The sequence below is a fragment of the Streptomyces sp. NRRL S-118 genome (assembly GCF_000716335.1).
Classification (GTDB): Bacteria; Actinomycetota; Actinomycetes; order Streptomycetales; family Streptomycetaceae; genus Streptomyces.
This window is the reverse complement of record NZ_KL591006.1, coordinates 20,146-45,288: the sequence shown is the minus strand read 5'-3', so window position 1 is coordinate 45,288 and position 25,143 is coordinate 20,146. Positions and strand designations below refer to the sequence as shown.

The 25,143-nt window shown below is 72.5% G+C and carries 22 protein-coding genes, 1 tRNA gene and 1 pseudogene; 14 read left to right on the top strand and 10 right to left on the bottom strand.

Annotated features, from left to right (window positions below):
- The first annotated feature begins 67 nt into the window (after positions 1-67).
- Complete coding sequence (locus IH00_RS0112995) at positions 68-1,189, top strand: ADP-ribosylglycohydrolase family protein (protein ID WP_031072925.1); 1,122 nt, start codon at positions 68-70, stop codon at positions 1,187-1,189.
- Here the strand turns inward: IH00_RS0112995 and IH00_RS0112990 are convergent.
- From IH00_RS0112990 to IH00_RS0112975, 4 genes and pseudogenes are all read right to left on the bottom strand, one after another.
- Positions 1,174-1,551: pseudogene (locus IH00_RS0112990) on the bottom strand (Na+:solute symporter); the annotation flags it as partial. The gene IH00_RS0112995 and the pseudogene IH00_RS0112990 overlap by 16 nt on opposite strands.
- A gap of 246 nt (positions 1,552-1,797) precedes the next feature.
- Positions 1,798-1,998, bottom strand: coding sequence for a DUF397 domain-containing protein (locus IH00_RS0112985; RefSeq protein ID WP_031072919.1), 201 nt, complete (start codon positions 1,996-1,998; stop codon positions 1,798-1,800).
- Between the two features lie 186 nt (positions 1,999-2,184).
- The gene (locus tag IH00_RS0112980; protein ID WP_031072918.1) at positions 2,185-3,042 is read right to left on the bottom strand and encodes a helix-turn-helix domain-containing protein; all 858 of its coding nucleotides are present in this window, start codon (positions 3,040-3,042) and stop codon (positions 2,185-2,187) included.
- A 205-nt stretch (positions 3,043-3,247) separates the two neighbouring features.
- Positions 3,248-3,988, bottom strand: a complete 741-nt coding sequence (locus IH00_RS0112975) for a GOLPH3/VPS74 family protein (protein WP_031072917.1) — start codon at positions 3,986-3,988, stop codon at positions 3,248-3,250.
- A 178-nt stretch (positions 3,989-4,166) separates the two neighbouring features.
- Between IH00_RS0112975 and IH00_RS0112970 the strand changes: the two genes are divergently transcribed.
- The 5 genes from IH00_RS0112970 (at position 4,167) to IH00_RS0112950 (ending at position 10,305) form a co-directional block, all read left to right on the top strand.
- Positions 4,167-6,689: a D-alanyl-D-alanine carboxypeptidase gene (locus IH00_RS0112970; protein WP_031072916.1), complete on the top strand. Its 2,523-nt coding sequence runs from the start codon at positions 4,167-4,169 to the stop codon at positions 6,687-6,689.
- 118 nt (positions 6,690-6,807) lie between these two features.
- The gene (locus tag IH00_RS0112965) at positions 6,808-8,757 is read left to right on the top strand and encodes a DUF2029 domain-containing protein (RefSeq protein WP_031072914.1); all 1,950 of its coding nucleotides are present in this window, start codon (positions 6,808-6,810) and stop codon (positions 8,755-8,757) included.
- A 40-nt stretch (positions 8,758-8,797) separates the two neighbouring features.
- Positions 8,798-9,460 (top strand): hypothetical protein, encoded by a 663-nt coding sequence (locus tag IH00_RS0112960; protein WP_052411365.1) that lies wholly within the window; start codon positions 8,798-8,800, stop codon positions 9,458-9,460.
- Between the two features lie 105 nt (positions 9,461-9,565).
- Positions 9,566-9,874 (top strand): hypothetical protein, encoded by a 309-nt coding sequence (locus tag IH00_RS0112955; protein ID WP_031072910.1) that lies wholly within the window; start codon positions 9,566-9,568, stop codon positions 9,872-9,874.
- Positions 9,871-10,305: a hypothetical protein gene (locus IH00_RS0112950; protein ID WP_031072908.1), complete on the top strand. Its 435-nt coding sequence runs from the start codon at positions 9,871-9,873 to the stop codon at positions 10,303-10,305. Before IH00_RS0112955 ends, IH00_RS0112950 begins: the two co-directional genes overlap by 4 nt.
- Before the next feature lie 51 nt (positions 10,306-10,356).
- On the opposite strand, the gene IH00_RS0112945 is transcribed toward IH00_RS0112950, so the two are convergent.
- The 4 genes from IH00_RS0112945 to IH00_RS40155 form a co-directional block, all read right to left on the bottom strand.
- Positions 10,357-11,148: a hypothetical protein gene (locus IH00_RS0112945; RefSeq protein WP_031072906.1), complete on the bottom strand. Its 792-nt coding sequence runs from the start codon at positions 11,146-11,148 to the stop codon at positions 10,357-10,359.
- Positions 11,149-11,347: 199 nt separating this feature from the next.
- Positions 11,348-11,563, bottom strand: a complete 216-nt coding sequence (locus IH00_RS37280; protein ID WP_234334840.1) for a hypothetical protein — start codon at positions 11,561-11,563, stop codon at positions 11,348-11,350.
- A gap of 115 nt (positions 11,564-11,678) precedes the next feature.
- Complete coding sequence (locus IH00_RS0112935) at positions 11,679-11,978, bottom strand: hypothetical protein (RefSeq protein WP_158827798.1); 300 nt, start codon at positions 11,976-11,978, stop codon at positions 11,679-11,681.
- 168 nt (positions 11,979-12,146) lie between these two features.
- Positions 12,147-13,385, bottom strand: a complete 1,239-nt coding sequence (locus IH00_RS40155) for a restriction endonuclease fold toxin-2 domain-containing protein (RefSeq protein ID WP_078887719.1) — start codon at positions 13,383-13,385, stop codon at positions 12,147-12,149.
- Positions 13,386-13,737: 352 nt separating this feature from the next.
- On the opposite strand from IH00_RS40155, the gene IH00_RS0112925 reads away from it, so the two are divergent.
- Both IH00_RS0112925 and IH00_RS0112920 read left to right on the top strand, forming a co-directional pair.
- Entirely contained in the window at positions 13,738-14,010 is a 273-nt protein-coding gene (locus tag IH00_RS0112925; RefSeq protein ID WP_031072900.1) for a hypothetical protein, read from the top strand.
- Positions 14,007-14,435, top strand: a complete 429-nt coding sequence (locus IH00_RS0112920) for a type II toxin-antitoxin system VapC family toxin (protein WP_031072899.1) — start codon at positions 14,007-14,009, stop codon at positions 14,433-14,435. Before IH00_RS0112925 ends, IH00_RS0112920 begins: the two co-directional genes overlap by 4 nt.
- Positions 14,436-14,450: 15 nt before the next feature.
- On the opposite strand, the gene IH00_RS0112915 is transcribed toward IH00_RS0112920, so the two are convergent.
- Together IH00_RS0112915 and IH00_RS0112905 are read right to left on the bottom strand one after the other, a co-directional pair.
- A complete protein-coding gene (locus tag IH00_RS0112915) occupies positions 14,451-14,993 on the bottom strand; it encodes a Uma2 family endonuclease (RefSeq protein ID WP_234334839.1) in 543 nt (180 codons plus the stop codon).
- A 268-nt stretch (positions 14,994-15,261) separates the two neighbouring features.
- Positions 15,262-15,334 (bottom strand) — tRNA-Arg (locus tag IH00_RS0112905).
- Between the two features lie 441 nt (positions 15,335-15,775).
- Between IH00_RS0112905 and IH00_RS0112900 the strand changes: the two genes are divergently transcribed.
- The 6 genes from IH00_RS0112900 to fxsT all read left to right on the top strand — a co-directional run bounded on the left by IH00_RS0112900 (position 15,776) and on the right by fxsT (position 25,133).
- Positions 15,776-17,155, top strand: a complete 1,380-nt coding sequence (locus IH00_RS0112900; protein WP_031072896.1) for an FAD-binding oxidoreductase — start codon at positions 15,776-15,778, stop codon at positions 17,153-17,155.
- Positions 17,156-17,229: 74 nt separating this feature from the next.
- Entirely contained in the window at positions 17,230-17,466 is a 237-nt protein-coding gene (gene fxsA, locus IH00_RS0112895; RefSeq protein WP_031072894.1) for an FxSxx-COOH cyclophane-containing RiPP peptide, read from the top strand.
- Positions 17,463-18,647, top strand: a complete 1,185-nt coding sequence (locus tag IH00_RS0112890) for an FxsB family cyclophane-forming radical SAM/SPASM peptide maturase (protein WP_039946864.1) — start codon at positions 17,463-17,465, stop codon at positions 18,645-18,647. Before fxsA ends, IH00_RS0112890 begins: the two co-directional genes overlap by 4 nt.
- Entirely contained in the window at positions 18,644-19,666 is a 1,023-nt protein-coding gene (locus IH00_RS38910) for an aKG-HExxH-type peptide beta-hydroxylase (protein WP_031072889.1), read from the top strand. Before IH00_RS0112890 ends, IH00_RS38910 begins: the two co-directional genes overlap by 4 nt.
- A gap of 125 nt (positions 19,667-19,791) precedes the next feature.
- A complete protein-coding gene (locus IH00_RS0112880; RefSeq protein WP_031072887.1) occupies positions 19,792-21,162 on the top strand; it encodes a TIR-like protein FxsC in 1,371 nt (456 codons plus the stop codon).
- Complete coding sequence (gene fxsT / locus IH00_RS0112875) at positions 21,159-25,133, top strand: FxSxx-COOH system tetratricopeptide repeat protein (protein ID WP_031072885.1); 3,975 nt, start codon at positions 21,159-21,161, stop codon at positions 25,131-25,133. The genes IH00_RS0112880 and fxsT overlap by 4 nt, the downstream gene beginning before the upstream one ends.
- Positions 25,134-25,143 lie beyond the last annotated feature (10 nt).

Below are 25,143 nucleotides of genomic sequence, written 5' to 3'. Positions count from 1 at the left end.
GACCGGCACCCGTTCGATTACAGTGCTGCGCGCCGGACGCAGGTGACAGGGACGGGAGGGGCGCGAGGTGTGTGCAGCAGCCGCGGCTGTCTGGGGCCGGGCCGAGCAGCAGGACTTCCGCGCCCGGGTGCGGGGCTGCCTCCTCGGCGGCGCCATCGGTGACGCCCTGGGGGCCGGGGTCTCGCAGCTGTCGGTGGAGGCGATCCGCGCCGCGCACGGCGCCGAGGGCCTGGCCGACCTGACGCCCGCGTACGGGCGGCGCGGGGCCGTCACGTCGGCCACCCAGCTCACGCTCTTCACGGTCGACGGGCTGATACGCGCCCAGGTGCGCCGCGACACCGGCGCCTGGCACCCGCCGACCGACGTGCACCGCGCGCACCTGCGGTGGGCGGCGACCCAGCGGGACTGGGGTCCCGACGAGCGTCGCAAGGACAACGGGTGGCTCGCCTGCGAGGAGTGGCTCTACGCCCGCCGCGACCCGGCCCGCGCGACCCTCACCGGGCTCGCCGACGAGATCCTGGGCACGCTGGACCACCCCAGGAACCCCGCCGCCCGGGACGCCGGCGCGCTGGTGCGCTCCGCGCCGTTCGGGCTGCTGGTGGGCTGGGAACCGCAGTTGGTGTGCCAGCTCGCCGTGGAGTGCGCGGTCCAGACGCACGGCCACCCCGCCGCGTACCTGGCGGCCGGTGCCTTCGCCGTCATCGTGCACGGCCTGGCCCGTGGTGAGACCGTCGACGGCTCCGTCCAGCGGGCGCTGGCCCAGCTCGCGCCCCGCCCCGGCCACGAGCCGGTGGCCGAGGCACTCAAGCGAGCCCTCGGCGCCGTGCGCCAGGGCATCCCGAGCCCCGCGCGGATCTCGTCGCTCGGCGACACCGACGGCGAGCACGCGGAGGACGCGCTGGCCATCGCCGTGTACTGCGCGCTGGTCGGCGAGGACGTGCGGCACGGGCTGCGCCTGGCCGTCAACCACGACGGGCCCTCGGAGGCCACCGGTGCGCTCACCGGCGCGCTGCTGGGTGCCCTGCACGGCGAGACCGCCCTCCCGCCGGCCTGGCTGGCCGAGCTGGAAGGGCGGCCGACGATCCTGGAACTGGCGGACGACTTCGCCATGGAGATGACGCAGGGCCCCGCCCTGCACGGACCGGGCGCCTCCGCGCCGGGCTGGCTCGCCCGCTACCCGAGGGGCTGACGGACGGGGGTCCTCCGGGTCCGGGGCCCGGGCTCCGCGAGGGCACCCGCCCCGGACGCCGGGCCGCCGGCGTCGGAGTGGAGCCGGTCGAGCACCCGGTCCCGCTCCGGGGTGTCCTCCGGCCTGACGAACCCGATCAGCACGTACAGCAGCAGCGAGGTCGCCACCGGCGAGACGATCTGGATCTGCAGCTCGACGCCGTCCATGCCGTAGTTCGTCAGCCGGAAGGCGAACAGGCCCGCCGCCCATGACACCAGAGCCGCCGTCGGCCCCGACTTCCGGAAGGCCCGCAGCAGCCCGAGCGTGAACGGGATCGCGATCGGCCCCATCAGGCCGGCCACCCACTTGATGACGACCGTGACTTCGCGGGCGAGGGCCTCGCGGTGCCGGCGGGGTGGGGAATGCGCCCCCGCGCACCACCGGCGCGGCTCCGGGCGGCTCCCTGGCGCCGTTCATCCCGGCCGTGCCGGGCGGACCGGTACGTGGACCGGCTTCTGCGGGGTCGCGGGCCGGCGTGCGCCGGGCACGACCGAGCCCCCTCGGCCGGGACGGCGGACCAGTCGAGAGGGCTCATGCGGTGGTGCGGTGCTGCCGAGCGGCGGACAGGCTCAGAGGGCCCCCGTGCTCACTTCCCGGACGAACGCGTTCCACGAGGAGGGGACGAACGTGATCGACGGTCCTGCCGGCACCTTCGAGTCCCGCACCGCGATCTCCTGGACCACCGGGGACTTCACTTCGACACACGCACCGTTGCCGCCCGAGTACGAGGACTTGGTCCAGGTGTCCGTGGCGCCCTGAATGATTGCCATCTTCTTCGCTCCGGTTTCTGCCGTAAGGGGGCCGCGAATGGGCCGTACTGGCGTGATCGACGCTACTCGTCGGCTTCGGAGCGCGGGCCGGTCGTTCACTCGACCGGATGGCATATTCCAAGGGGCCTTCCGTGGAAGGCCGGTGGGGGTGTACCGTACCGGCCTTCTCGTCCGGACCGGTGTACGTCAGCGTGCGTAGTCCTTCATCACACCCGTGATGAACTGCCGCGTCTGGTCGGCGTTGAGCGCCTGGGCGCGCAGGTGCTCGTACATGACGCTGTACTTCTGGACGTCGTTCGCCTTCTCCAGGTAGAGGTCGCTGGTGACCCCCTCGATATAGACGACGGAGGAGTCGGCGGCGTCCGGGAACTCCAGGATCGCGTAGTGCCCGCTGATGCCCGGATGCGCACCCATCTCGAACGGCAGCACCTGGACCGTGACATGGGGCTGCTGCGACTGCTCGACGAGGTGCTCCAGCTGCTCGATCATGAGCTGCTTGTCGCCCACCACCCGGCGCAGCGCCGATTCGTCGATCACCGCCCACAGGCGCAGCGGCTGCTCGGAGTCCTTGATGCGCTCCTGGCGGCGGGCCCGGACGTTGACCCGTTTCTCGATGTCCGCCGGCGCGCTCTCCGGCAGCGCACCGGTGATCAGGGCCTCCGCGTACCGCCGGGTCTGCAGCAACCCCGGCACCACCTGCGGCTCGTACACCCGCAGCGAGGCGGCGTCCGTCTCCAGGCCGATGTAGACGCTGTACGGGATGTCACCGAAGGCGTGCCACCAGCCCTGCTGGCGCGAGTCCTTCGCCATCTGCATCAGCGAATCGACGATCCGGTGGTCCTCGACCTCGTACACCCCGCACAGGTCACGGACGTCGCGCTGGCTGATGGAGCGGCGGCCGTTCTCCAGACGGCTGATCTTCGACTGCGACACCAGCAGCCGCTCCGCCACCTCCTCCGCCGTCATGCCCTTGAGCTCACGCAGTCGCCGCAGCTCCTGGCCCAATCTGCGTCGCCTGACGGTGGGGTTGACGTTGGACGCCACGGAAACTGCACCTCCGGCTGCCTATCTGAAACTGGCGTAGCTCTGCGTATCTACGTCTCAGCAGACTGCCACCAATGCGCCGGGCGCGCTGGGAAATGGCCACACACGCGGCGTGCGAGCGGCGCGGACACGAGCGCGCGGGACCGCCCTGGTGGGCTGCCCCGCGCGCTCTCGTGCGGCTCCCGTACGGGTCTTGCGTGGTGCGTTACGCGCTGACGACACGGGCCATCGGCCCGGCGGCGCGCGACCGCTGCTGCATCGGTACGCCCGCGGCCTGCCGGCCGCCGCCGCCCGGTGCGGTGGGACTGCGGCGGGGCTGTGCGGCCGCGCCGTTCTGGACGTCCAGCACGGCGTGCGCCACGAGTCCGCCCATGGGGTCGTGCCTGATCAGGTCCCGCAGCCGGGAGCGGGACGAGCGTCCCTCGTTCCCCGGGTACAGGTGCTTGCCGAGTCCGACCGCATGGGCCAGCGCGGCGAGCGCCGCGGTCCGCGGGTCCGGCGGCACACCGGTGCGGATCGCGCTGTCCAGCCGGGCCCTGATCTCCCGGCTGATGGCCGTGTCCGTCGCCTGGTAGCGAGTCGTCGGCAGCACCCCGCACATCTGGCCCTCGACGGCATGCACCATGCCGCACCGTTCCAGATGCGAGAGATACGTCTGGCGCAGCCCCAGCCGGGGCCCGCCGATCCAGTGGACCGCCCGCACCGGGCTGCCACGCCTGCGCAGCAGTTCCAGCGCGGAGTCCAGTGTCGGATCTCCGGTCGGCCGTGGCATCACCACGGCGATACGATCCCCGTCAGGGGCTATCCGTCCCGCCAGTGCCAGCTCCACTAGCTGAGCTCCGGCGAGACCGAGGTCGAGCGACTGCGGCTGCGCTGTGGTACCCGTGGCCGGGTCCAGAGCGAGCAGCAGAAGCTCCTCCGGAAGTGTTCTGCGGCTCCTGCCCATCCATGCCTCCCCGCGTGGATGAATGACAGGGTGACCCCTCTCACATTGGTCTGTCGAGAGTGCCTGGGTGCTTCGTACGGGAACCGGTAGGTATGTCGTTCTCGTCTAGCACGGGGGCCAAGCGCTCACACAGGACACTGGTACATGGTTCGGACACGGCGTTTTTGAAGGAGGCACGGTGGCGGGCGAGTCCCCCGACAAGTCGGAGCAGCAGAAGTCGTCGGGGAGGACGTCTTCGAGCGAACGCGACCCGCGGGTGCGCGTGCGCGGCGACGGGGCAGCCGTCGACCAGCCGACCGCGGTCTTCAAGACGCTTCCCCGGACCACCGCGGTTCCCCAGCCGTCCGACGCACCGGACGCCGCGGAGGCTCCTGGATCCGCCGACGCTCCGGAGGCTCCCGAGGCTGCGGAGTCCCCCGACGCTCCCGCTCCCGAGGCCCCGGGGTCCGGCGCACCCGCGAAGGGGGAGGAGGCCGCTCGCCGGGGTGGCGAGCCCGCGTCCGGCGACGAGCCGGGGGCCGCGGAGGCCACCGCGCCGCACAACGGCGAGGACGACGACGAGGACGACGAGGACGACGAAGCCGCCCCGTCCGGCGAGGAGCCGGCGGAGGCGGCCTCTTCGGACAGGGGTGCCGCGGAGGACCGCTCGAAGGACGGTGACGCGCGGCTGCGCGCCGCCGTGGCGGCCTGGGTCGCCGACGACGCGCCCAAGGACGCCGCCGCCTCCGAGGACGGCGGTGACGCCGGGGCGGAAGGTTCCGCCACGGCGGACGAGCGCCAGGGCGCGGACGCCCCGGCGCCCGCGCCGGCCCGCGCGCCCCGGGCCCCGCGCTCGGGCGGCGGTGCGGAGCCCTCCGCGGCCGCCCCGGCCCCGCAGGACGCGCAGGACGCGAAGGCCCCGCAGGCCGCCCCGGCCCCGCAGGACGCGCAGGACGCGCAGGACGCGAAGGGTTCCGAGGAGGACCCGCACGCCCCGAAGGACGCGAAGGACCCGAAGGCGGACGCGCCCGTCGACCAGCCCACCGCTGTCTTCCAGGCGATCCCGCGCAAGGCCGTGGACCAGCCGACGACCATGCTGAAGGCCGTCACGCCGCCCAAGGCGAAGCCCGAAGCGAAGTCCGGAGCAGCACCCGGGGCTGAGCCCGAGGCGGAACCGAAGCCGGATCCCAAGCCCGCACCCGAGAAGCCCGCCGAGCGGACCAGCAAGTTCGTACCGCTGCGCCACGACGACGTACGCCCTGCCGGGCAGCCGAAGCCCACGCCGAAGCCCACGCCGAAGCCCACGCCGGATTCCCCGCCCAAGCCCGCGCCGGCCGCACCCGCAGGGAGCACCGCACCCGCAGGGAGCGCCGCACCGGCAGGGAGCGCCGAGCCCGCGTCCCTCACCGAGGCCGAGCGGACCAAGCAGCAGCCCATGCCGCCGCTGCCACCGCTCGACCTGCTCGCCGAGCTGACCAACACGCCGCCGCCCCCGGAGACCCCGGTCCGCACGCTGGTCCGGCGCGTGAAGATCTGGACGCCGCTCGTCATCCTCCTGCTGATCGTCTTTGCGGTCGTACAGGCCGTCCGGCCGCTGCCGGAGCCCACCCTGACGCTCACCGCCGAGTCCTCGTACGCCTTCGAGGGCGGCAAGCCGTCCCTCCCGTGGCCCGACCAGGGCCAGGGCTGGATGACGGCCACGGGCCTCGGCACGGTCGACTCGTTCGGCGAGCAGAAGCCGGTGCCGATCGCGTCCGTCACCAAGTCGATGACCGCGTACATCATCCTGCGCGACCACCCCCTGAAGAAGGGGGAGAACGGGCCGATGATCGAGATCGACCCCAAGGCCGAGAAGGAGGGCGGCTTCGACGCCCAGGGCGAGTCCACGCTGGACACCGTCAAGGCCGGCGACAAGATCTCCGAGCGCGACGCGATCGCGGCCATCATGATCCCGTCCGCGAACAACATCGCACGGCTGCTCGCCCGCTGGGACGCGGGTTCCGAGGCGGCGTTCGTCAAGAAGATGAACGCCACCGCCAAGGAGCTCGGGATGACCAACACCACCTACACCGACCCCTCCGGGCTCGACGCGACGACCGTGAGCACCGCCGAGGACCAGGTGAAGCTGGGCGAGAAGCTGGTGGAGATCCCGGCGCTGGTGGACATCACCAAGCTTCCCGAGTGGAAGGACCCCTCCGGCAAGAAGTGGCGCAACTGGAACGAGCTCGTGCCGTTCGACGGCGCGATCGGCATCAAGACCGGCAGCACCACCAAGGCCGGCGGCAACCTGCTGTTCGCCGCGCACAAGAAGGTCGGCGACACGGACCAGCTGATCGTCGGCGCGGTCTTCGGCCAGCACAGGACGCCGATCCTCGGCACGGCGATCGCCGCCAGCAAGCAGGCGATGCTCGCGACGCAGGAGCTGCTGGAGAGCCGCACGGTCGTGAAGAAGGGCGAGGTCGTCGGTCACGTCGACAACGGGATGGGCGGCAGGACCCCGGTCATCGCGACCAAGGACGTCAAGGTCGTCGGCTGGTCGGGCCTGAAGGTCGAGCTGGAGCTGAGCGACGACGGAGCGACCCCGCCGCACACGGCCCCGGCCGGCACCAAGGTCGGCACCCTCACGGTGGGCGAGGGTGCCAGCCAGGTACGGGTGCCGGTGGCGCTGCGGAGCGCCGTGGACGAGCCGGGCATCGGCGACAAGCTGACCCGCCTGAGCTGACGCACGTCAGGGGGCGTCCCGGGCCGCCGGGGCGCCCCGCGTGTTAGCGTCCGGTCAACTGCCGGGCGTCGGGGCGGCGTCTTCGCAGAGGGGACGACGCAGAGGACTGAGAGCCGCAGTGACCACGACCGAGCCGACACGCGCGGACAGCGACCCGCCTTCCGGCGCGGAGCCGGGAGTCGAACCCGGGCCCGTGCCCGTGCCCGTGCCCGTGACCGTCCCCGCGCCCGCCCGCGGGCACCTGGCGGACGGCGCCGGAAACGGAGCCGGTACGGGAGCCGCCCGTGCCGCCGCACGGCCGGCACGGCAGCCGGCGGCCACCACCTCCACGGCCACCACCCCCACGGCTGCGGCGCGCGCCGCCCGCCGGCGGAGGCTGCTCCGCCACCCCGTCACCGTCGCGACCGCGCTCGCCGCCCTCACCCACGTCGTCTGGTTCCTGGCGTTCGCCAACAGCGGCGGAGACCTCGCCGCGCAGGACGCGTGGGCGGAGTTCGTCGGACGGCACCCCGACTCCGCGTACAACCTGGCCTGGTACGGCGGGATGCACCCGGTGTCGTACAGCGTCGTCTCGCCGTACCTGATGTCGCTGCTCGGCGTGCGGACGACGATGATGATCGCCGGGACCGCGTCCGCGGCGCTGACCGCGCTGATCCTGGTCCGGGTCCGGGCCGTCCGCAACCCGACGGCGTGCGCGCTCGCCGCGGTCTTCGCGCTGCTGTGCAACGCGCTGTCCGGCCGGGTCACCTTCGGCCTGGGCATGATGTTCGCGCTCGGCGCGGTGGCGGCGGTCTTCTGCTGGCCGTACCGCTGGCGCCGCAAGCGCTGGGCGAAGGCGGCGGTCGCCGCGCCCCTCGCGGGGCTGGCGACGGCGGCGAGCCCGGTGGCGGGGCTGTTCCTGGGCGTCGCGGCGGCGGCGCTGTTCCTCAACAAGCGGCGACCCGGGGCGTATGCGCTGGGTCTCGCGCCGGTCGCCGTCGTGGCCCTGTCGTCGTGGCTGTTCCCCTTCTCCGGGACGCAGCCGATGTCGTTCGCCTCGACGCTGCTGCCGTTCTCGTTCGGTGTGCTCGTCTTCGTCTTCGTACCGGCCGACTGGCGCACCGTCCGCACGGGTGCGGCGGTGTACGCGCTCGGCACCCTGCTGACGTGGATCGTCGACTCGCAGATCGGGTCGAACGTGGCGCGCCTGCCGATGCTGTTCGCGGGTGTCGTCCTCCTCGCCGCCCTGCCGTACGCGGCTCCGCGCACGCGGCCCTGGTACGCGATCGTCGTGGCGTTCGCCGGCCTCAACTGCTGGATCGGCTACAAGAGCGCCGACGACGTGATCCGTACGGCCCCGGACGCGTCGTGGGCGCGCGAGGCGGCGCCGCTGATCAACCAGTTGCAGCGGCGCGGCGCGGAGAAGGCGCGTGTCGAGGTCGTGCCGGCCCGCAGCCACCGGGAAGCCTCCGCGCTCACCCCGTACATCAACCTCGCGCGCGGCTGGAACCGGCAGGCGGACATGGAGCGCAACCCGGTCTTCTACGACGACACGCTCAACTCGGCGACGTACCGGGACTGGCTGCACCGCTGGGCCGTGCACTACGTGGTGCTGCCCACGGGCGAGCCCGACGTCGGCGCCGAGCAGGAGGCGGAACTGGTGCGGGACGGGCTGCCGTACCTGAAGCCGGTGTGGACCGACGAGAACTGGCAGCTCTTCGCGGTCGAGGACCCGACTCCGCTGGCCGATCCGCCGGCGACGGTGGAGCGGGCGGGCGCGGGGGAGGTGACGATCCGGCTGAAGTCGGCCGGCCGGGTGCTGATCCGCGTGCCGTACTCGCCCTGGCTCGCGCTGCTCGACGCGGAGGGCAAGAAGGTCGAACCGCCGCAGGAGACGGAGGAGTCGAAGCAGCGGGAGGACGGGCCGAAGAGCTACCTGAACGTGTACGGCTGCCTGGTGAAGGCGGAGGAGGACGCGGAGGGCGACGAGTGGACGGAACTGCTCGCGCCCGAGCCGGGCGTGTACCGGCTGGCTGCCCCGTACAAGATGTTCCCGCGCGGCACTCCGTGCCCGGAGGAGCTGCGCTGACTCTCCCGTTACCGCCAGTGACGGTGCATAGTGATCGCCCATGCCGAGCCAACGCACCACACTGGCGGCGGTCGTCGTGATGGCCGTCTCCTGCCTCGCGGCGTGCGAGCCGTCCGCCGACGACCGTGACGACCTGCTCCCGCCACCCGAGCGCAGCCTGCCCTCCCGCATCGCCCCGACGGGCGCCCCCGGTTACACGGCCTGGGCGGGCCCGGGCTGCACGAGCGAGACGACGTACCGGGAGAAGGGCCGGATCGAGAACGGTGACGCGGCCTGGTACACGGTCCCCTCCGGCGGCCACCGCGACGACACGTGCGACGGCCGCTTCACGGCCCTGCCCATGTCGGGCAGCGTGACCGGCGACGGCACGGGCTCGGCCACCTGGAGCTGGCCGGTCGGCACGTCCTTCGCACGCTGCGCCCTGGCGGTGTTCGTGCCGAAGGGTCCGCGCGACATCGATGCCGCCGGCAACCCCACGCTCTACCGCGTCCTGGAGGACCCGGACGACCCGTCGTCCGCGTACGCCGTCTTCGGCGTCCGCCAGCCGGTCCACCGCGGCACGCTGGTGGAGGTCGGCACCTACGCGGTGAAGGCCCCCACCTTCACGGTGCAGCTCTCCGACCGCGGCCGCGACTGGGGCGACACCTCGGTGGTGGGCGCCCACCACGGGGCGGCCCAGATGAAACTGACCTGCCGCCGGTAGGCCCGGATGAGCTGGACCGACGATGACAAGCACGGCGGGCCGCCGTCGGACACATAGGCTGCTGGGGCGATCATCACCATCACCTTCGGCACCGGACGGGGAGCAATGCCGCGGTACCTGCGCGTAAGGATCGTCACGCCGGAGAGGGAAGCCGCCGAGCGCAGAGCCGGCATCCTCATGTTCCTCACGCTGGCCGCCCTGGCCGTGCAAGCGATCGGCACGATCCACCTCTCGCTGTCGCTGAAGGGCGAGCACCACCCTCAGGCAGCAGTAGGTGCGGCGTGCGCCGTGCTCGGCGCGTGGGCGGGGCTGTACGTGGACGCCAGAAGCCGCCGCCGCCCCTTCAGGACGGGCAGGTTCCTCCTCAGCGCCTCCCTGTCGCTCGCCTTCGGCCTGACGATCGGCCTCCGATGAGCGCGGGGGCCGCTTACGGCACGCAGCCGGACACCATCGCGGCGGTTCTGCAGGCCACCGGCGACGCCGCGATGGTCCTCTCCTACGCCGAGGACCGGGCATGCGCCGCCCTCGCCCTCAATCGCTTCGGCTCCATCGGATCGACCCGTCTGGACTGGCACGGTGCCGAGGTGCTCCGGCGCTCCACGGCCTACGACGGCGCGGAGCTGCGGAGCCTGTTGCACGCCTTCGCAGGCCGGGACGAACTGGCCGTCGTGTGGTGGGGCAATCTCGCGGTGCCGTCCATCGCGCTGGAGGCCCGGGTGGCGGCCAGGTGTGCCGACGAGATCCTGGACTGCGGCCCCGAGTGCTGGATCCACCTCATGGACAGCGACGTGCTGATCGAGTTCCAGGACGGAGAGGGCTTCACGGCCGGCCGGCCGCCGCGGTGAGGCCCACGCCGCGCATGCACGGGCCCCTGCGTGCGTCCGAAGGCGTACGGATCAGCCGAGCTTGGCCGCCTGCGCCTTGATGACGGCGGTCGGCTGCGGGAAGGCCTCGCCCCGGGAGACCGCCGCGATGTTGAACGACGAGAAGCCCGCGAGCGTGGAACCCTGCCGGAAGACGACGACCTTGGTGTCGCCGGTCGCGTCGCCCTGCTTCGTCCCCACGGTCCAGGCGACGGCCTCCTCGCCGACCGGGAGCTTCTCCTCGCTGACCTTGGTGACCTGCTGCTTCTCCCCGTCGATGGTCATGGTGAAGCCGCCGGCGCACTTCTTGCCGGCCTCCCGCAGCGCGGTCAGGGCCTGTGCGGCCCCGTCGGCGTCGTAGGACCAGAGGGAGGTCCGCGTCTTGGTGATGTCGAGCGAGTCGATCATCGCCTCCTGGGCCTCCTTCTCCGTCATCTCCGCGAGCTCCTCCATGGAGGGCATGCCCTTCTTGGCCGCCGCGGACTCGTGGACGACGAGCCGCTGGACGCTCGCCGCCGGCTTGCCCGTGGCCAGGGCGGACAACGCCTGGGCGACGGGTTCGCACTCGGCCTTCCCGACGGAGAGCCCGGCAGGATCGGAGACGTCCTGCTTGCCCGGCTTCTTCACGTCGTGTCCGTCGATGTCGCCCTGGGCGACCATCCGCTTCTCCAACTCGGCGGCGGTGTACGCCTTCGCCGCCTGCTCGCCGGACGTGGCGCCGCCCTTCGTCGCCCCGCCGTCACCACCACCGCAGGCGGTGGCCAGAAGCGCGAAGGAGACCGCGGTGGCGGCCAGAACGGTACGGCGGACGGCAATGACTCTCACTGTGCGACTCCTGGTCCTCGACACCCCACGCCGAGGTGCGGCGCAGAGATCACCTGACGAAGACGAGCGCCGGGCCGCCGGGGTTGTGCCGGAACCCGTCCGATTTCCGGACACGCCGCCGGCCGGACGAACCGCCGGTCCGAGACGCGCGGCTTCGAGTCCCCTGGTGCGTTGCGAGTGGGTCTGCTCGGCCGGTCGCTTACTCACTCTCGTCGAGGTGCGACCGCTCCTCGTCATGCCACCTGTCGATGGCAGCGATGCGGTTCAACGCTGCTTGCGCCTCGCCGTCCGTCACGCTGCCGTACTCCTCTTCAAGAAGCTCGGCCAGCTCACGCAGCCGGCCTATCGCCTCCCGGTGTTCGACACCGACCTCGGCGCAGCCGAGCGCCCCATGTGCTTCACTGCGCTCCTGCATCCAGCCCCTCCGGCACGGTGTCGGTGTTGTTATGGGACGCCATACCCGCGATACGTCTTCCTGCGTGGGCGCGCACGATTCGTCGAGACCTCGCTGTACCCGCACTCGAGCGCTTTCAAGATGCATCGACGGACTGCAGATGCCTGTGCAGTTCCGCCTCGATCTTCTCCAGACCTCCCCCGGCCGGCAAGGGCCACGGAAGCTGCTCCCCGTTTGCCATGGCAAGACTGCTCGCGAACCGGACGAGGTGCGGGGACGGCACGAACGAGTCACGCAGCCATTGGGCGAAGACCGCAGCTTCACCGGCCGTCACGTCGGTGAGGGTGATGTAGGAGTAGTCGCCTTCCGACAGCGCTGCCGTGCCATCGATCCATACGTCCGGCGCCAGCTCCACTTCGAAGTCGAGCACGGTCATACGGTGGATCCCCGACTTCCGGTAGGTCACGGTGTGCTCGGGGAAAGCCTGCCGCAGGGATCGCTCCAAGCCTTCGAGGCTCGCTCCCCAGCCCTCGCCCCCCTGGGGCGGGTAGAAGCCGAAATTCGTCCGGATGTTCCGTTCAGCTGACACAGTCTTCCTTCGCTCTCACGGCACGTATCGCGTCGAACCCTGCGTACCCGTCATCGCCATCATGGACTGCCAGTAGGCGGCGTTGTCCTTGCCGTTCGTGACGATCTCCAGGCCTCGGACCTCGCGGTTCGCCGGGTTGGCCATGGTCTGCTTGTAGCGGATGAGCTCCTTCTCGTCGCCCGCGTATATGGAATCGACCACGGGATCCCAGGCGATCTTGCCCTTCTCGTTCACCTTGACCGGCTTGGCCAGCGTTTCCTCAACGCGGTCGAGGGACCGGAAACTCTTCTTCCGGCAATCCGGATCCCTGACGTGCTTCGCCTCGATGAGGTATCCGTCGACCGGTCGTACGCCATCCACCATGAGGCCACGCCGGCTTCCAGCCAGTGGTACCTCCCGCTCCGGGTATCCGGCTATACGCAGCTGATACGCGTTGTCCGGATCGTTGGGACCTCCGCCGCCCGCCAGGCCTCCTGGCCGGAGAGTGTTCGCCCAGGAACGGAACTGCTGTTGCTCGACGGCCGTGAGTAGCCGGGTCGTTCCGGGTGCAGGAGGAATGGGGTCGCCGAAGGCGATACCTGGGTCCACGGGATTGACCGTGGGCAACAGGGTCGGCACTTGTCCGGTGCGGGAGGCGATCCTGACAGGTACGGGAATCGGCACGCGGATCGGAGGAGGCAGGATCGGCGCCCAAGGAGTGCCGGGCGCCGATGGGCTTTCCGGGCTGGGGAGCGATATTCGAGCGGCTGAAGAATCGAGGGCATGGGCTACGTCGCCCAGATCACGTATCCACGGGTCGGCGAGGACCGCGTCGTGCAATCCGCCGTCGTAGCCGTTCGCGCCGAACATGGGCTGATCCCACGGCATGTCGACCTCGAACGGATCCATCTGGTGATGGAGGATCTTCTCCTTCGCCGCTGCCACGTGGTCTCCGTATTGATCACACGCCTTGGCCAGCTGAACACAGGCCGCAACAAGATTGGTCACCAATGGTTCGTGCGCTTGCGCCTTGGCAGGGGGGCAAGTAAGGCCGACGGAGTATTTGAAGTAGGTGCGGAACGCATTGGCCGCCTCGCCGGCGTGCGCCTTGCCCGCGGTCCCGGCGTATGCCTGGGCATCCTCCAAAACACGCAGCAGGAGAGCGCCCGCGTGCCGCCAGGACTTGCCGACGTCGCGAATCTTCTCCGGCGACCCGCGGAACCGATCACTTTTCCCCATGGGCGCGTCCTGGTCGTACCAAGCGGTGTCGCCCACGACTTCAGGAAGCTCCTGCCCAGGCCGAGGTAGTTCTCCGTGCAGTCGGTACCAGGGTCGCCCATGCCGACCGTCAGGTCGACTTGCTTTGGCGAGGAGGCGCGGGTGCCGACTGACGCACTCAGCCACGGCGCCATCCGTACCGGAGAGCGACGTCCAGGTTGTGACCTGCGGGCTCGTGACACAGGGGCTGCCGGAAGCCGCGGAGGGGAGTCCCCGGACCACATCGGTCAGGATGATCCTGGGCTCGGGAGGATGTCCGCTCCGGTGACACGGCTGTGAGTGGGCGGGCGGGACCCGTAGCCTGGGAGCACCAGCCCGATACGGTACTGATCAAGCGGAGGGGATGCCGATGACCACAGCTTCCAGCGGTGTGCCTCACCCGCCGCGCTCGCCGTCACATCCGCTGCGGACCATCCGCGACATCCGGGAGTCCCTGCCGGAGGGGCAGCGCCGGCATTTCGACGCGGAGCTCGCCGACACGGAGATCGAGGCACTGCCCGAGATGCTGCACCGTTGGGTGACATTGAGCAACGACGGCTTCGAGGAGTTCCTGCTCTCCCGGCCGTTCGAGGGCATGGAGTTCGGCGCGCGTTCCTACGACGAGCAGTCGGACACCGAGTGATCTACCTGTTCGACACCAACGTCGTCGCCGAACTCACGACCCGGGCGACGCCCGATCCGCGCGTCCTGGCCTGGTTCCGGTCCACGGCCCGGCCCAACCGCTTTCTGAGCGTGATCACGGTGGCGGAGATCGAGGCCGGCGTGGCCGCCACTTCCGACCCCGCACGACAGGCGCGCTACGCCGGAGCTCTCGCTGCCGTACGGCATGAATACCGCGACCGCATCGCGCCGATCGGCGAACCGGAAGCCGCCGCGTACCTGACCATCCACAAGACGCTCAAGGCCGCAGGCAACACCATCGACCCGCCGGACGCACTGATCGCCGCCACTGCCCTGGCCAACGGCTGGACGGTCGCTACACGCAACATGAAGCACATGGCTCGAACCGGGGCTCCAGTCGTCAACCCATGGGAAGAGAAGCAGTAGGCGGTACTCGAAGCATCAGTCAGCCGGTCGGCGTCGCCCGCAGGTCGGTGCAAGCCCCCTGCAAGCGCAGACGCCCTCTCGCCCCATCGGGCGGATGGCATCTGAAGAGGTGTGTCTCTGTGCCCCCGGCAGTGTTCGAACCTGCGACACCCGCTCTAGGAGTGGGATCGAATCCTTGCCGTTCACGATGCGATCGGTGGTCTCCGGGCCTGGCGACACCACCTCCGCGACCAGCAGCACGTGCTCAGGGCGGGTGGGGGTGATGTCGATCGTGTCTGCGCGGTACACGACGACGTCCGGGCGGCGATTGGTGAGCGGGACGTCCTGAAGCCGGACGTCGAAGTCCGTGTCGGCGTTCCACTCCGGGCCCGCGGCGGCGTCCAGGGCGTTCGCCAGAATCCGGGCCAGCCGGCTGTGCCGCTCGGGCACACTCGGACTCACGACGACCATCCCGTCCACGATCTCAATGCCGGCGCATTGCTCCTCGGACCAGGACTCGTACTCCTCCGCCGTGATCTGCTCATGCATCCACGCCGGGGGCACCATCTCGGCCTTCATGAAGCACCTCCCGGACACTGTGCTGCGGGCCCGATCCCGCTCGATTCAGCGTACGGTCTGCCATCTGTCCGGCATGCTGATCCCGATCACGCCCCTCCCCGTCCTGTGCGCGAGCCTGCTCCCGGAGGCGGACCCGGTGATCGGGCTCGGGCTCCGCTGCCGGAGCACTTATCCAGGTCGTCAGTGACTGCCCTCGTTGATGTCAGAAGTGGATGTCAAAAGGCCCACCACCTCCGAAAATCCGGAAGTGGTGGGCCTTTGACCTGTGTGCCCCCGGCAGGATTCGAACCTGCGACACCCGCTTTAGGAGAGCGGTGCTCTATCCCCTGAGCTACGGAGGCGGGGAGGCCACCGGGACGGGCCCGATGATCCGGTCGTGCGCCGCTGGGTGCGGCGTACCGGCGTCAGTGTAGCGGGTGGGGAATCGCGGGCGCCGGGAGATAGGGGGTGGCCGGGCGGTGCCCTCCCCGGTGCGGTGGCGCGGCGAGGGGTGCCCGCGCAAGACCCCGCGCAGGTTCCCGCCCGCGAGCCCCTCCCCCCCGCCGGTAGCCCAGGCGCTTCGGCCCCGCGCCCCCGCCTCCCCGGCCGGACCCAGGCTGGGCCGGGACCCGGACTCGCCCCCGGCCCGCACGGCTGAGCCCGCCCTCGCCGGCCCGCCCCGCGGTACAAAGAACTCACCGCCCCGCGGCCGACGACGCGGAGGACCGCCCCCAGAGAGCACCCCCAAGCGCAGCCCCGCAGCGCAGCCCCCACACCGCACCCACAGAAGGGCCAGGCCCCCCATGACCACCCCCGATACCGATCCGCTCGCGCAGCAGCTCGCGGACGTCGTCGGTGACGCGCACGTCCTCGCCGACCCCGCCCTGCGTGCCGGGTACGAGACCGACTTCACCGGGCGCTGGGCCGGGCGGGCGCGACTGGTCGTGCGGCCCGGGGGGACCGCGGAGGTCGTGGAGGTGGTGCGGCGGTGCGCCGCCGCCGGAGCGGCCGTCGTGCCGCAGGGCGGCAACACCGGGCTGGTCGGCGGCTCCGTGCCCGGCCCCGACGGCACCGACGTCGTCCTGTCGTTGCGCCGGCTCGACACCATCGGTCCCCTCGACCCCCGCGCCCAGCGGATCACGGTCGGCGCGGGCGTGCCGCTGGCCGCGCTGCAGCGGCACCTCCGGCCGCTGGGCTGGGACTTCGGCGTCGATCTGGCGGCCCGCGACTCCGCCACGATCGGCGGCATGATCGCCACGAACGCGGGCGGTGAGCGCGTCGTCCGGTACGGCACCACCCGGGCGAACGTGGCCGGGCTGGAGGCGGTGCTGGCCGACGGCGAGGTCGTGGACCGGCTGGCCGGGCTGCCCAAGGACAACACCGGGTACGACCTCACCCAGCTGCTCGCCGGCAGCGAGGGCACCCTGGCCGTCCTCACACGGGCGCGGCTGCGCCTGGTCCCCCTCCTCCCGGAGCGGGTCACGGCCCTGCTGGCCCTGGACTCGCTCGACGCCGCACTCTCCGTCCTCACCCGCCTGCGCCGCCTGGAGTCCCTGGAACTGGCGGAGTTCTTCACCGCGGACGGCCTGCGCCTGGTGCTGGAGCACACCGGGCTGCCCGCCCCCTTCCGCGGCGCTCACCCGGTGTATCTCCTGGCCGAGTGCGCGGGCCGCCGCGATCCGGGCGAGGAACTCGCCGCCGCGCTGGAGGACGCGCCCGTCCGCGAGGCGGCCGTCGCCCTGCACGCCGCCGACCGGGGCCGCCTGGCCGCCTACCGGGAACGGCACACCGAGGCCGTCAACGCCGCCGGGATCCCCCTGAAGCTGGACGTCACCGTCCCCCTGGACGACCTCCCGGGCTTCGTCGAGGGCCTGCCCTCCCTGCTGGGCGCCCGCGCCCGGGCGTACGTCTTCGGACACCTGGCCGAAGGCAACGTCCACGTCAACCTCCTGGACGTCGCGCCGGAGGACGAGGACGCGGTCACCAAGGCGGTGCTCCGGCGGGTCGCGGCCGTCGGCGGCAGCATCAGCGCCGAGCACGGAGTGGGCCGGGCCAAGGCCCGCTACCTGCACCTGTCCCGCTCCGCCGCCGAGATCCGGCTCATGCGCTCGGTCAAGACGGCCCTCGATCCGGGGGACGTGCTCAACCCGCGGGTTCTCCTCCCGCCCCCGGACCGGGCCTGAACAACGGTCCCGGGCCGTCCGGATCCCGGCGGGAGGCGTGCCGCGTGCGCAGGCGGGCGTGCACTGTGTGTTATATGCTCCGGCACAAAGTGAACGGTAAGGGGATCATGGACGCGATCAATTCGCCCGCCCCGCTCGTCTCGGTCCTGGCTGACGTCAGCGACCTGAGCGACGCTGAGCTGGCCGAGCTGCCGGACACGGTTTTCGGCGCCATGGTGGCGCGGCTGCGGGACGACGCGCTCCATCCCTCCTGCGAGCCGGTGTCCGCGTTCGGGTCCGCCCTGGTCGAAGTGGGCCGGCACGGGTTGTGACGCCCCGTCAGTTTCTGCTGAAGCTGCACGGACGGTGCAATCTGGCCTGCTCGTACTGCTACGTGTACGAGGCGGCCGACCAGAGCTGGCGCACCAAACCCCGGCGGATGGAGTCCGCGACCGTACGGCAGGTGGCCCGGCGCATCGCCGCTCACCGACGGCCCGGGGAGCCGATCTCCGTCATCCTGCACGGCGGTGAGCCGCTGCTCGTCGGCGCCCGGCACCTGGACGAGACGCTGGGCGTGCTGCGCGACGCCCTCGGCGGCGGCGCCGACGTGGCGCTGGGCGTGCAGACCAACGGGGTGCTGCTGCGCGACCCCGAGCTGATGGGGGTCCTGCGCCGGTACGGGGTGCGGGTCGGGGTCAGCCTGGACGGGACGGCCCGCGACCACGACCGCAACCGGCGGTTCGGCGACGGGCGGGGGAGCCACGCGGCGGTCGCCGAGGGGCTCAGGGCCCTCGGGGCGGCGGAGAACCGGCACCTGTACGCGGGGGTGCTGTGCACCGTCGATCTCGCCAATGATCCCGTCGCGACGTACGAGGCGCTGCTGGAGTTCGCGCCGCCCCGCATGGACTTGCTGCTGCCGCACGGGAATTGGAGCGCCCCTCCGCCGGGCATCGGACGGCGGCCCCTGCCGCCGGCGCCCCCGGGCGCGGCGCACGGGCCCCCGGAGGGCTCCGGCGCCGTCGGACCGACTCCGTACGCCGACTGGCTCCGTGCCGTCTTCGACCGCTGGTACGGCGCGCCGCGGCGCGAGACCGGCATCCGGCTCTTCGAGGAGCTGATCATGCTGCTGCTGGGCGGCCGGGCGAGCAGCGAGGCCGTCGGCACCGGGCCCATGGACCTGGTGGTGGTGGAGACGGACGGCACTCTGGAGCTGGCCGACAGCCTCAAGGTGGCGTACGACGGGGCGGCCGCCACCGGGCTCGACGTCTTCCGGCACTCGTTCGCGGACGTGGCCCGGCACCCCGCCTTCCGCACGCCCCGCCGGTCGGCGGTGTGCGGCGGATGCGCGCTGGAGCGGGTGTGCGGGGGCGGCCTGTACGCCCACCGGTACAAGGCCGGTGAGGACGATCCGTTCGCCCATCCGACGGTGTACTGCCCCGACATGGCCGCGCTCATCGGGCACATCCGGGCCGCGCTCGTCCGCGACGTCGCCGCCCTGGGGGTGGCGCGGTGACCCGGCCGCACGTGATCGCCCGGGAGACCTTCCGCGCCCTGGCCCGGGGCCGCGGAGGCGCGGGAGCCGTCGCCGTGCTGCGGGCCGGCCAGCTGAGCAAGCGGCGGCTGCTGCTGGGCGCGGTGCGCCGGGCCGCCGAGGAGCGCAGGCCGCGTGCCGCCCGTGCGGCGGGCCTCGCCGGGACGTACGAGGAGCTGGAGCGGCTGCGCCGCCACTCGCGCGCACGCTGGGAGGCGGCGCTGCTGCTGCCGTACGTCGACCTGTGGGCCGCGGAGTGCCTGCGGAGGCTGGACGCGGGCGCGGCCGAGGAGCCGTGGCTGGCCGGGCTCGCGGAGCTGCTGGACGCCGCCGGCCACCTCGTGACGGTGGAGGCCGCCGGGCTGAGGCTCACGCTGCGGATCGACGACCGCGGCCCGTACCGGGAGGCGCACGGCGAGCCCGTGCCCGGGCCGCTCGGCCCCGGTGAGCTGCGGCGCTGGGAGGAGGCGCTGGGGGCGGCCTGGCGGGTGCTGGCCCACCGGCACCCGTGGTACGCGCAGGCCGTCGCCGCCGGGCTGACGACACTGGTGCCGCTGCGCCCCCGCCCGGACGGCACGGGGGTGTCCTCCGCGGTGCGGCGCGGCTACGGCGCCGTCGGGGTGTCGCTGCCGCCCGACCCCGAGCGGCTCGCACTGGCGCTGGTCCACGAGTTCCTGCATGTACAACTCGGGGCGCTGCTCGATCTCGTACCGCTGCACGGTCCGGACTCCGGGGCCCGCTACCACGCGCCGTGGCGGCCGGACCCCAGGCCGGCGGGGGCGCTGCTGCAGGGGACGTACGCGCATCTGGGCGTCTCCGACTTCTGGCGGGTGGAGCGCGGGCCGTACGCGCGGGAGCAGTACGCGCACTGGCGGGAGCGGACGCTGGAGGCCGCCGCGACCCTGCTCGATTGTGGTGAACTGACCGCGGACGGAAGGGAGTTCGTGGCAGAGTTGCGCCGGGAGATCGTCGGCTGGGGCGGCGGCGCCGCGCCCGCGTAGGCGAGTTCTGGCCAGAAGGTGACGCTCCGCCTGCCGCTTGGGGCCGGGACGCAATAACGGGCGGGCGCGAGGGGTATGCCCCGTCTGCCGGGGCGTGCTCGAACACGCGGAACAGTGGGGGCGCGGTGGGGCCGTACTTCTTCCTGAGCTACGCCAGGGTCGACGACAAGGACGCGTACGTCCGCCAGTTCTACGACGACCTGTGCGACCGGATCATCGAGCTGTCCGACAGCACGGCACAGGTGCCGGTCGGCTTCCGGGACAACAGCTCGATACAGCTCGGCGAGCACTGGAGCGAGCAGCTCGAACGCGCCCTCGGCAGCTGCCACTCCATGGTGGCCCTCTACTCCCCGGCGTACTTCCGCAGCGAGTGGTGCTCGCGTGAGGCGGGCGTGATGATGCGCCGCGCCGGCCAGTACTTCGCCCGCACCAACCGCGGCTCCTCCGCGCTGATCCCCGTACTGTGGCAGCCGGTCGAGGCGCCGCAGGAGATCGCGCACATCCAGTACCTGACCGACGGGCTCGGGTCCTGGTACGCCGACGCCGGACTGCAGCGGCTGCTCCAGCGGGACCCCACCGGCCGGGACTACCAGAACGCCGTCCGGCTGATCGCCCAGCGGGTCCTGGACGTCGCCCGCGCCGAGGAACTGCCCGCCCCCGAGCACCCGGTGCGCCTCGCCCAGGAACCGCTGTCGTTCCAGCCGCGCACCGAACCCACCCGGCCCGGCAGCACCGTGCGGTTCTTCGTCGCCGCCGGCACGGCCGACACGGCGCCGGAGCACCGCCGCGGCACCCCCTACTACGGCAGGGCGGGACTCGACTGGAACCCGTACCACCCGCAGGAGGAGTACCCGCTCTACCAGCAGGCGCAGCGGCTGGTCACCGCCCAGGGATACGGCACCGCCTACCAGGAGGTGCGCTCCGGACTGACCCGGCAGCTCAACCAGGCGTGGCAGGACGACCAGGTCACGATCCTGCTGGTGGACGCCTGGAGCGCGCCGGCCGCGCCCTACCGCCGGCAGCTGGAGCAGTTCGACCGCAGCGACCACCCGGCGACGGGCGTCCTCGTGCCGTGCCACCCCCAGGAGGAGCGCGACCGGCACGAACTGTGGAGCGGTGTCACCGAGGTCTTCGAGCGCAAGGCGTCCCGGGGCGCGCAGGACCGGCAGTTCCAGGTACGGGTCTGCTTCGGCGACTTCAAGCGGGCGCTCGGCCAGATGGTCGCGGCCGCCCAGAACAACCTGATCCGCAAGCGGCAGGCCGGCGCCGTCCCGCCGGCCGCCGACGACACCGACACCGCGCCCGCCGCCCGGCCGATCCTGCGCGGCCCCAGCGGCGGCCCCGCGCCCCGCCGGGCCCCCGCCGCCGGGAGGCCGCAGGTCCCGCGGCCCCAGCGGCACCCCTGGTCCGCCGGGCGCGGCCCGCGCATCCCGTACGACCCGTACGCCCCGCAGGAGTCGCGCGACCCCCGCAGTGAGGGAGGGCCAGAGCAGTGAACAGCCCCGGTGGCTCCGCCACGCCGGCCGCACCCGGCACCGTCGTCACCTTCTACTCGTTCAAGGGCGGCGTGGGCCGCACCATGGCCCTGGTCAACACCGCCTGGATCCTCGCCAGCAACGGCCTGCGCGTGCTGATGGTCGACTGGGACCTGGAGGCACCGGGCCTGCACCGGTACTTCCACCCGCTGCTCGTCGACCCCGAACTGAGCTCGACCGAGGGCGTCATCGACCTCATCCGCGACTACGCGCTGCGCGCCGACGAGCCGGGGTCGGAACACCCGCGGGACCGGGCCGCCTGGTTCCGGGAGCGGGCGGACGTCGACCGGTGCATCGTCGGCGTCGGCGTGGACCTCGACGGCGGGGGCCGTCTGGACTTCCTGCCCGCCGGGCTGCAGGACGAGGGGTACTCGGCGGCCGTCTCCACCTTCGACTGGGACCACTTCTACACCCGGCTGCGCGGTGCCGCCTTCCTCGCCGCCCTCCGCGACGAGCTGCGCGGCCGGTACGACTACGTCCTCGTCGACAGCCGGACCGGCCTGTCCGACATCGCCGGCATCTGCACCGTGCTGCTCCCGGACGTCGTCGTCGACTGCTTCACCCTCAGTGCCCAGTCCATCCAGGGCGCCGCCGCGGTCGCCGAGTCCATCCGCGCCCAGGTCGGCCTGAGGCCGGTGCGGATCCTGCCCGCCCCCATGCGCGTCGAGTACGCCGAGCAGAAGAAGCTGGAGGCCGGCCGCGACCTGGCCCGCAGCCGCTTCGCCGCGTTCCTGGAAGGCATGAGCCGCGAGGAGCGCGACCGCTACTGGGGCGACGTGGAGATCCCGTACCGGCCGTTCTTCGCGTACGAGGAGATCCCCGCGCCCGTCGGCGACCGGCCCCACCAGGGCAGCAGCCTGCTCGCCGCCTCCGAGCGGCTCACCGGCCGCATCACCGAGGGGCGGGTGACCCGGCAGCGGGCGATGCCGGAGACCATGCGCCGGGCGCTGCTGTCCTCGTACGAGCGGACCAAGCCGCCCGTCCCGTCGGACCTGTTCCTCAGCTACGCCCCCGCCGACCGCATGTGGGCCGAGTGGATCGCCGCCCGGCTCGCCGGCCTGGGCTACGAGGTGGCGCTGAGCGGCGCCGCCGAGCACGCCGGCTCCGGGGCGCTGACCGAGGTGCGGCACGCGCTGGACGGCTCCGGGCGGATCGTCGCGCTGCTCTCCCCGGACTACGTGCGGCTGCCGCACGCCCACGAGGTGTGGAAGGCCGTCGCGGCCCGCGACCCGGAGGCGTCGCAGCGGATGCTGATCCCGATCCGCATCCACGCAGCGCCGCTGCCGGCGCCGTTCGCCGACCTCGTCGCCGTGGACCTCGTCGAGCGCGACGGGCCGGACGAGGCGGAGTCGGCCCTGGTCGCGGCCGTCGGGCGGCCCGGGCTCGCCACCGGGGACGCCCCGCTGCGGCCGGTCGCGCCCGACGAGGACCGCAGCCCGCGCTATCCCGGCACGCCGCCCCCGGTGTGGCAGGTGCCGCCGCGCAACGCCGCGTTCACCGGGCGGGGGCGGACCCTGGAGGAGATGCGGGACGGGTTCGCCGCGGGGGGCCCGCTGGGCGGCCCGCCGCAGGCGGTGTTCGGCATGGGAGGGGTCGGCAAGACCCAGGTCGCCATCGAGTACGCGCACCGCTTCGCCGCCGACTACGACGTGGTGTGGTGGGTCAACGCGGGCCAGCCCGGCCTCGTACGGCAGGGGCTGGCCGCGCTCGCCCCACGGCTGGGGCTGCCGGCCGGCGACGACGTGACGGCCACCTCCAACGCCGTGCTGGAGGCGCTGCGCCAGGGCCGCCCGTACCGGCGGTGGCTGCTCGTCTTCGACAACGCCGAACAGCCCGAGGCGCTCGCCCCGCTGCTGCCCACCGGACCCGGGCACGTGCTGGTGACCTCCCGCAACCGGACCTGGGTGGAGCGGGCGACGCAGATCGAGGTCGACGTCTTCGCGCGGGACGAGTCGGTGCGGCTGCTCCAGGTGCAGAACCCCGAGCTGCCCGACCGGGACGCGGGCCAGGTCGCCGAGGCGCTCGGCGACCTGCCGCTGGCGGTGGCCCAGGCGGCGGCGTGGCTGGAGCAGTCCGCGATGCCGGTGGAGACGTACCTGGAGCTGCTGAGCACCCAGCTGGCGACGATGCTGGAGCAGGAGTCGGCCACCACCTACCCGCGGTCCGCGGCGGCGACCTGGCTGCTGTCGCTGCGGGCGCTGCGGGAGTCGATGCCCGCGGCCGCGCAACTGCTGGAGCTGTGCGCCTTCTTCGGCCCCGATCCCATCCCCATGTGGGCGCTGTACGGGAACCGGGCCGGGGAACTGCTGGCCCGCCACGACCCGCGGCTGGTGGACCCGATGCGGATGGGCACGCTGTTCGCCGAGATCAACCGGTACGGGCTCGCGCGCACCAACCAGAGCGACAAGACCGTCACCCTGCACCGGCTGGTGCAGGAGGTGCTGCGCTCCCAGGTGCCGCAGGACGAGTGGTCCGCCATGCGCGCGCACGTGCACGCCATCCTCGCCGAGGCCAACCCGGGCAACGCCGAGGACCCGGCGCTGTGGGACCGGCACGCCTCCCTGCTGCCGCACCTGCGTCCTTCCCGGGCGTTCACCAGCAAGGACAACCGGGTGCGCCGCTGGATCGCCGAATCGGTGCGCTACCTGTGGCGCCGCTCCGACTACTCCACCGCCCAGGAGACCGCCGAACGGGCCCTGGCCACCTGGGTGCCGGCGTTCGGCGAGGACGACCCGCTGGTGATCTACCTGCGCACCCAGTACGCCAACGTGCTGCGCTCCAGCGGGCGGCTTGAGGAGGCGTACGCGATGGACGAGGCCCTGCTGCGGCGGGCTCGCGAGGTCCTCGGCCCGGACGACCACTACACGCTGGTGGCCGCCGCGAACCTCGGCGCCGACCTGCGCAGCAAGGGCGCCTACACGCAGGCCCGGGACATCGACCAGGAGACCTACACGCTGTGCCGCCGGGTCTTCGAGGACGACCACCCGCGGGTGCTGTTCGCCGCCAACAACCTGGCCGTGTCGCTGTACCTGGTCGGGGACCGGTTCGCGGCGCGCGACATCGACCGGGACGTGTGGCAGGCGCGGCGCCGGGTCAGCGGACCGAACCACCCCGACACGCTCAACTCGGCCAGCAACTACGCGCGCGACCTTCGGGAGACCGGCTCGCTGACCGAGGCGCTGAAGCTGATCCGCGAGACGGTGGACGCCTTCCGCGAGAAGACCGGCGAGCGTCACCCGGCGACGCTGCGGGCCTCCCGCAACCTCGCCGCCGTGCTGCGCCGCATGGGCCGGTACGAGGAGGCGCGGGCGCTGAGCGCCGACATCCACGACACGTCGATGTCCGTGCTCGGCCCGGACCACCCGGAGACGCTCGCGGCCGCCATCAACCTCGCCTGCGCGCTGGTCGCCACCGGGCGGGCGCAGGGCGCGCGGATGCTCGCGCAGGACACCCTGGACCGTCACCACACGCAGCTGGGGGAGCGGCACCCGTTCGCCCTCGCCTGCGCGAACAACCTGGCGGTGTACCTGCGGCTCACCGGGGAGCGGGAGGCGGCGCTGGCGCTGTCGCGCCGGACCGTGCAGCAGTACCGCGAAGTGCTGGGGCCGCACCACCCGTACACGCTGTGCAGCGCCATGAACCACGCCACCGACCTGGCCGGGGACGGCGACCTGGCCGAGGCGGTGCGGCTGGGGCGGGACGTCCACGACGGTTTCGTCCGCGTGCTGGGCGCGGACCACTACGACGCGATCGGCTGCCTGGCGAACCTGGCGATCGACCTGCGGGCGACGGGCGCGGAGGACGAGTCGGAGGCACTGCACGCGGAGGCGCTGCGGCGGGCGCGGACCACGATGGGACCGGAGCATCCGACGACGGGTGCGGTGCGGGGCTGGGTACGGCTGGATTCGGACATCGAACCACCGGCGACCTGACGGAGCCCGC

Excerpts from the sequence above, each read along its gene's own strand:
- IH00_RS0112955 (WP_031072910.1), top strand. The coding sequence starts at position 9,566 with ATGCCGCGGTACCTGCGCGTAAGGATCGTCACGCCGGAGAGGGAAGCC.
- fxsA (WP_031072894.1), top strand. The coding sequence starts at position 17,230 with ATGCTCCGGCACAAAGTGAACGGTAAGGGGATCATGGACGCGATCAAT.
- IH00_RS0112935 (WP_158827798.1), bottom strand. The coding sequence starts at position 11,978 with ATGACCGTGCTCGACTTCGAAGTGGAGCTGGCGCCGGACGTATGGATC.
- IH00_RS0112915 (WP_234334839.1), bottom strand. The coding sequence starts at position 14,993 with ATGAAGGCCGAGATGGTGCCCCCGGCGTGGATGCATGAGCAGATCACG.
- IH00_RS0112975 (WP_031072917.1), bottom strand. The coding sequence starts at position 3,988 with ATGGGCAGGAGCCGCAGAACACTTCCGGAGGAGCTTCTGCTGCTCGCT.
- IH00_RS37280 (WP_234334840.1), bottom strand. The coding sequence starts at position 11,563 with ATGCAGGAGCGCAGTGAAGCACATGGGGCGCTCGGCTGCGCCGAGGTC.
- IH00_RS0112950 (WP_031072908.1), top strand. The coding sequence starts at position 9,871 with ATGAGCGCGGGGGCCGCTTACGGCACGCAGCCGGACACCATCGCGGCG.
- IH00_RS0112985 (WP_031072919.1), bottom strand. The coding sequence starts at position 1,998 with ATGGCAATCATTCAGGGCGCCACGGACACCTGGACCAAGTCCTCGTAC.
- IH00_RS0112960 (WP_052411365.1), top strand. The coding sequence starts at position 8,798 with ATGCCGAGCCAACGCACCACACTGGCGGCGGTCGTCGTGATGGCCGTC.
- IH00_RS0112925 (WP_031072900.1), top strand. The coding sequence starts at position 13,738 with ATGACCACAGCTTCCAGCGGTGTGCCTCACCCGCCGCGCTCGCCGTCA.
- IH00_RS0112900 (WP_031072896.1), top strand. The coding sequence starts at position 15,776 with ATGACCACCCCCGATACCGATCCGCTCGCGCAGCAGCTCGCGGACGTC.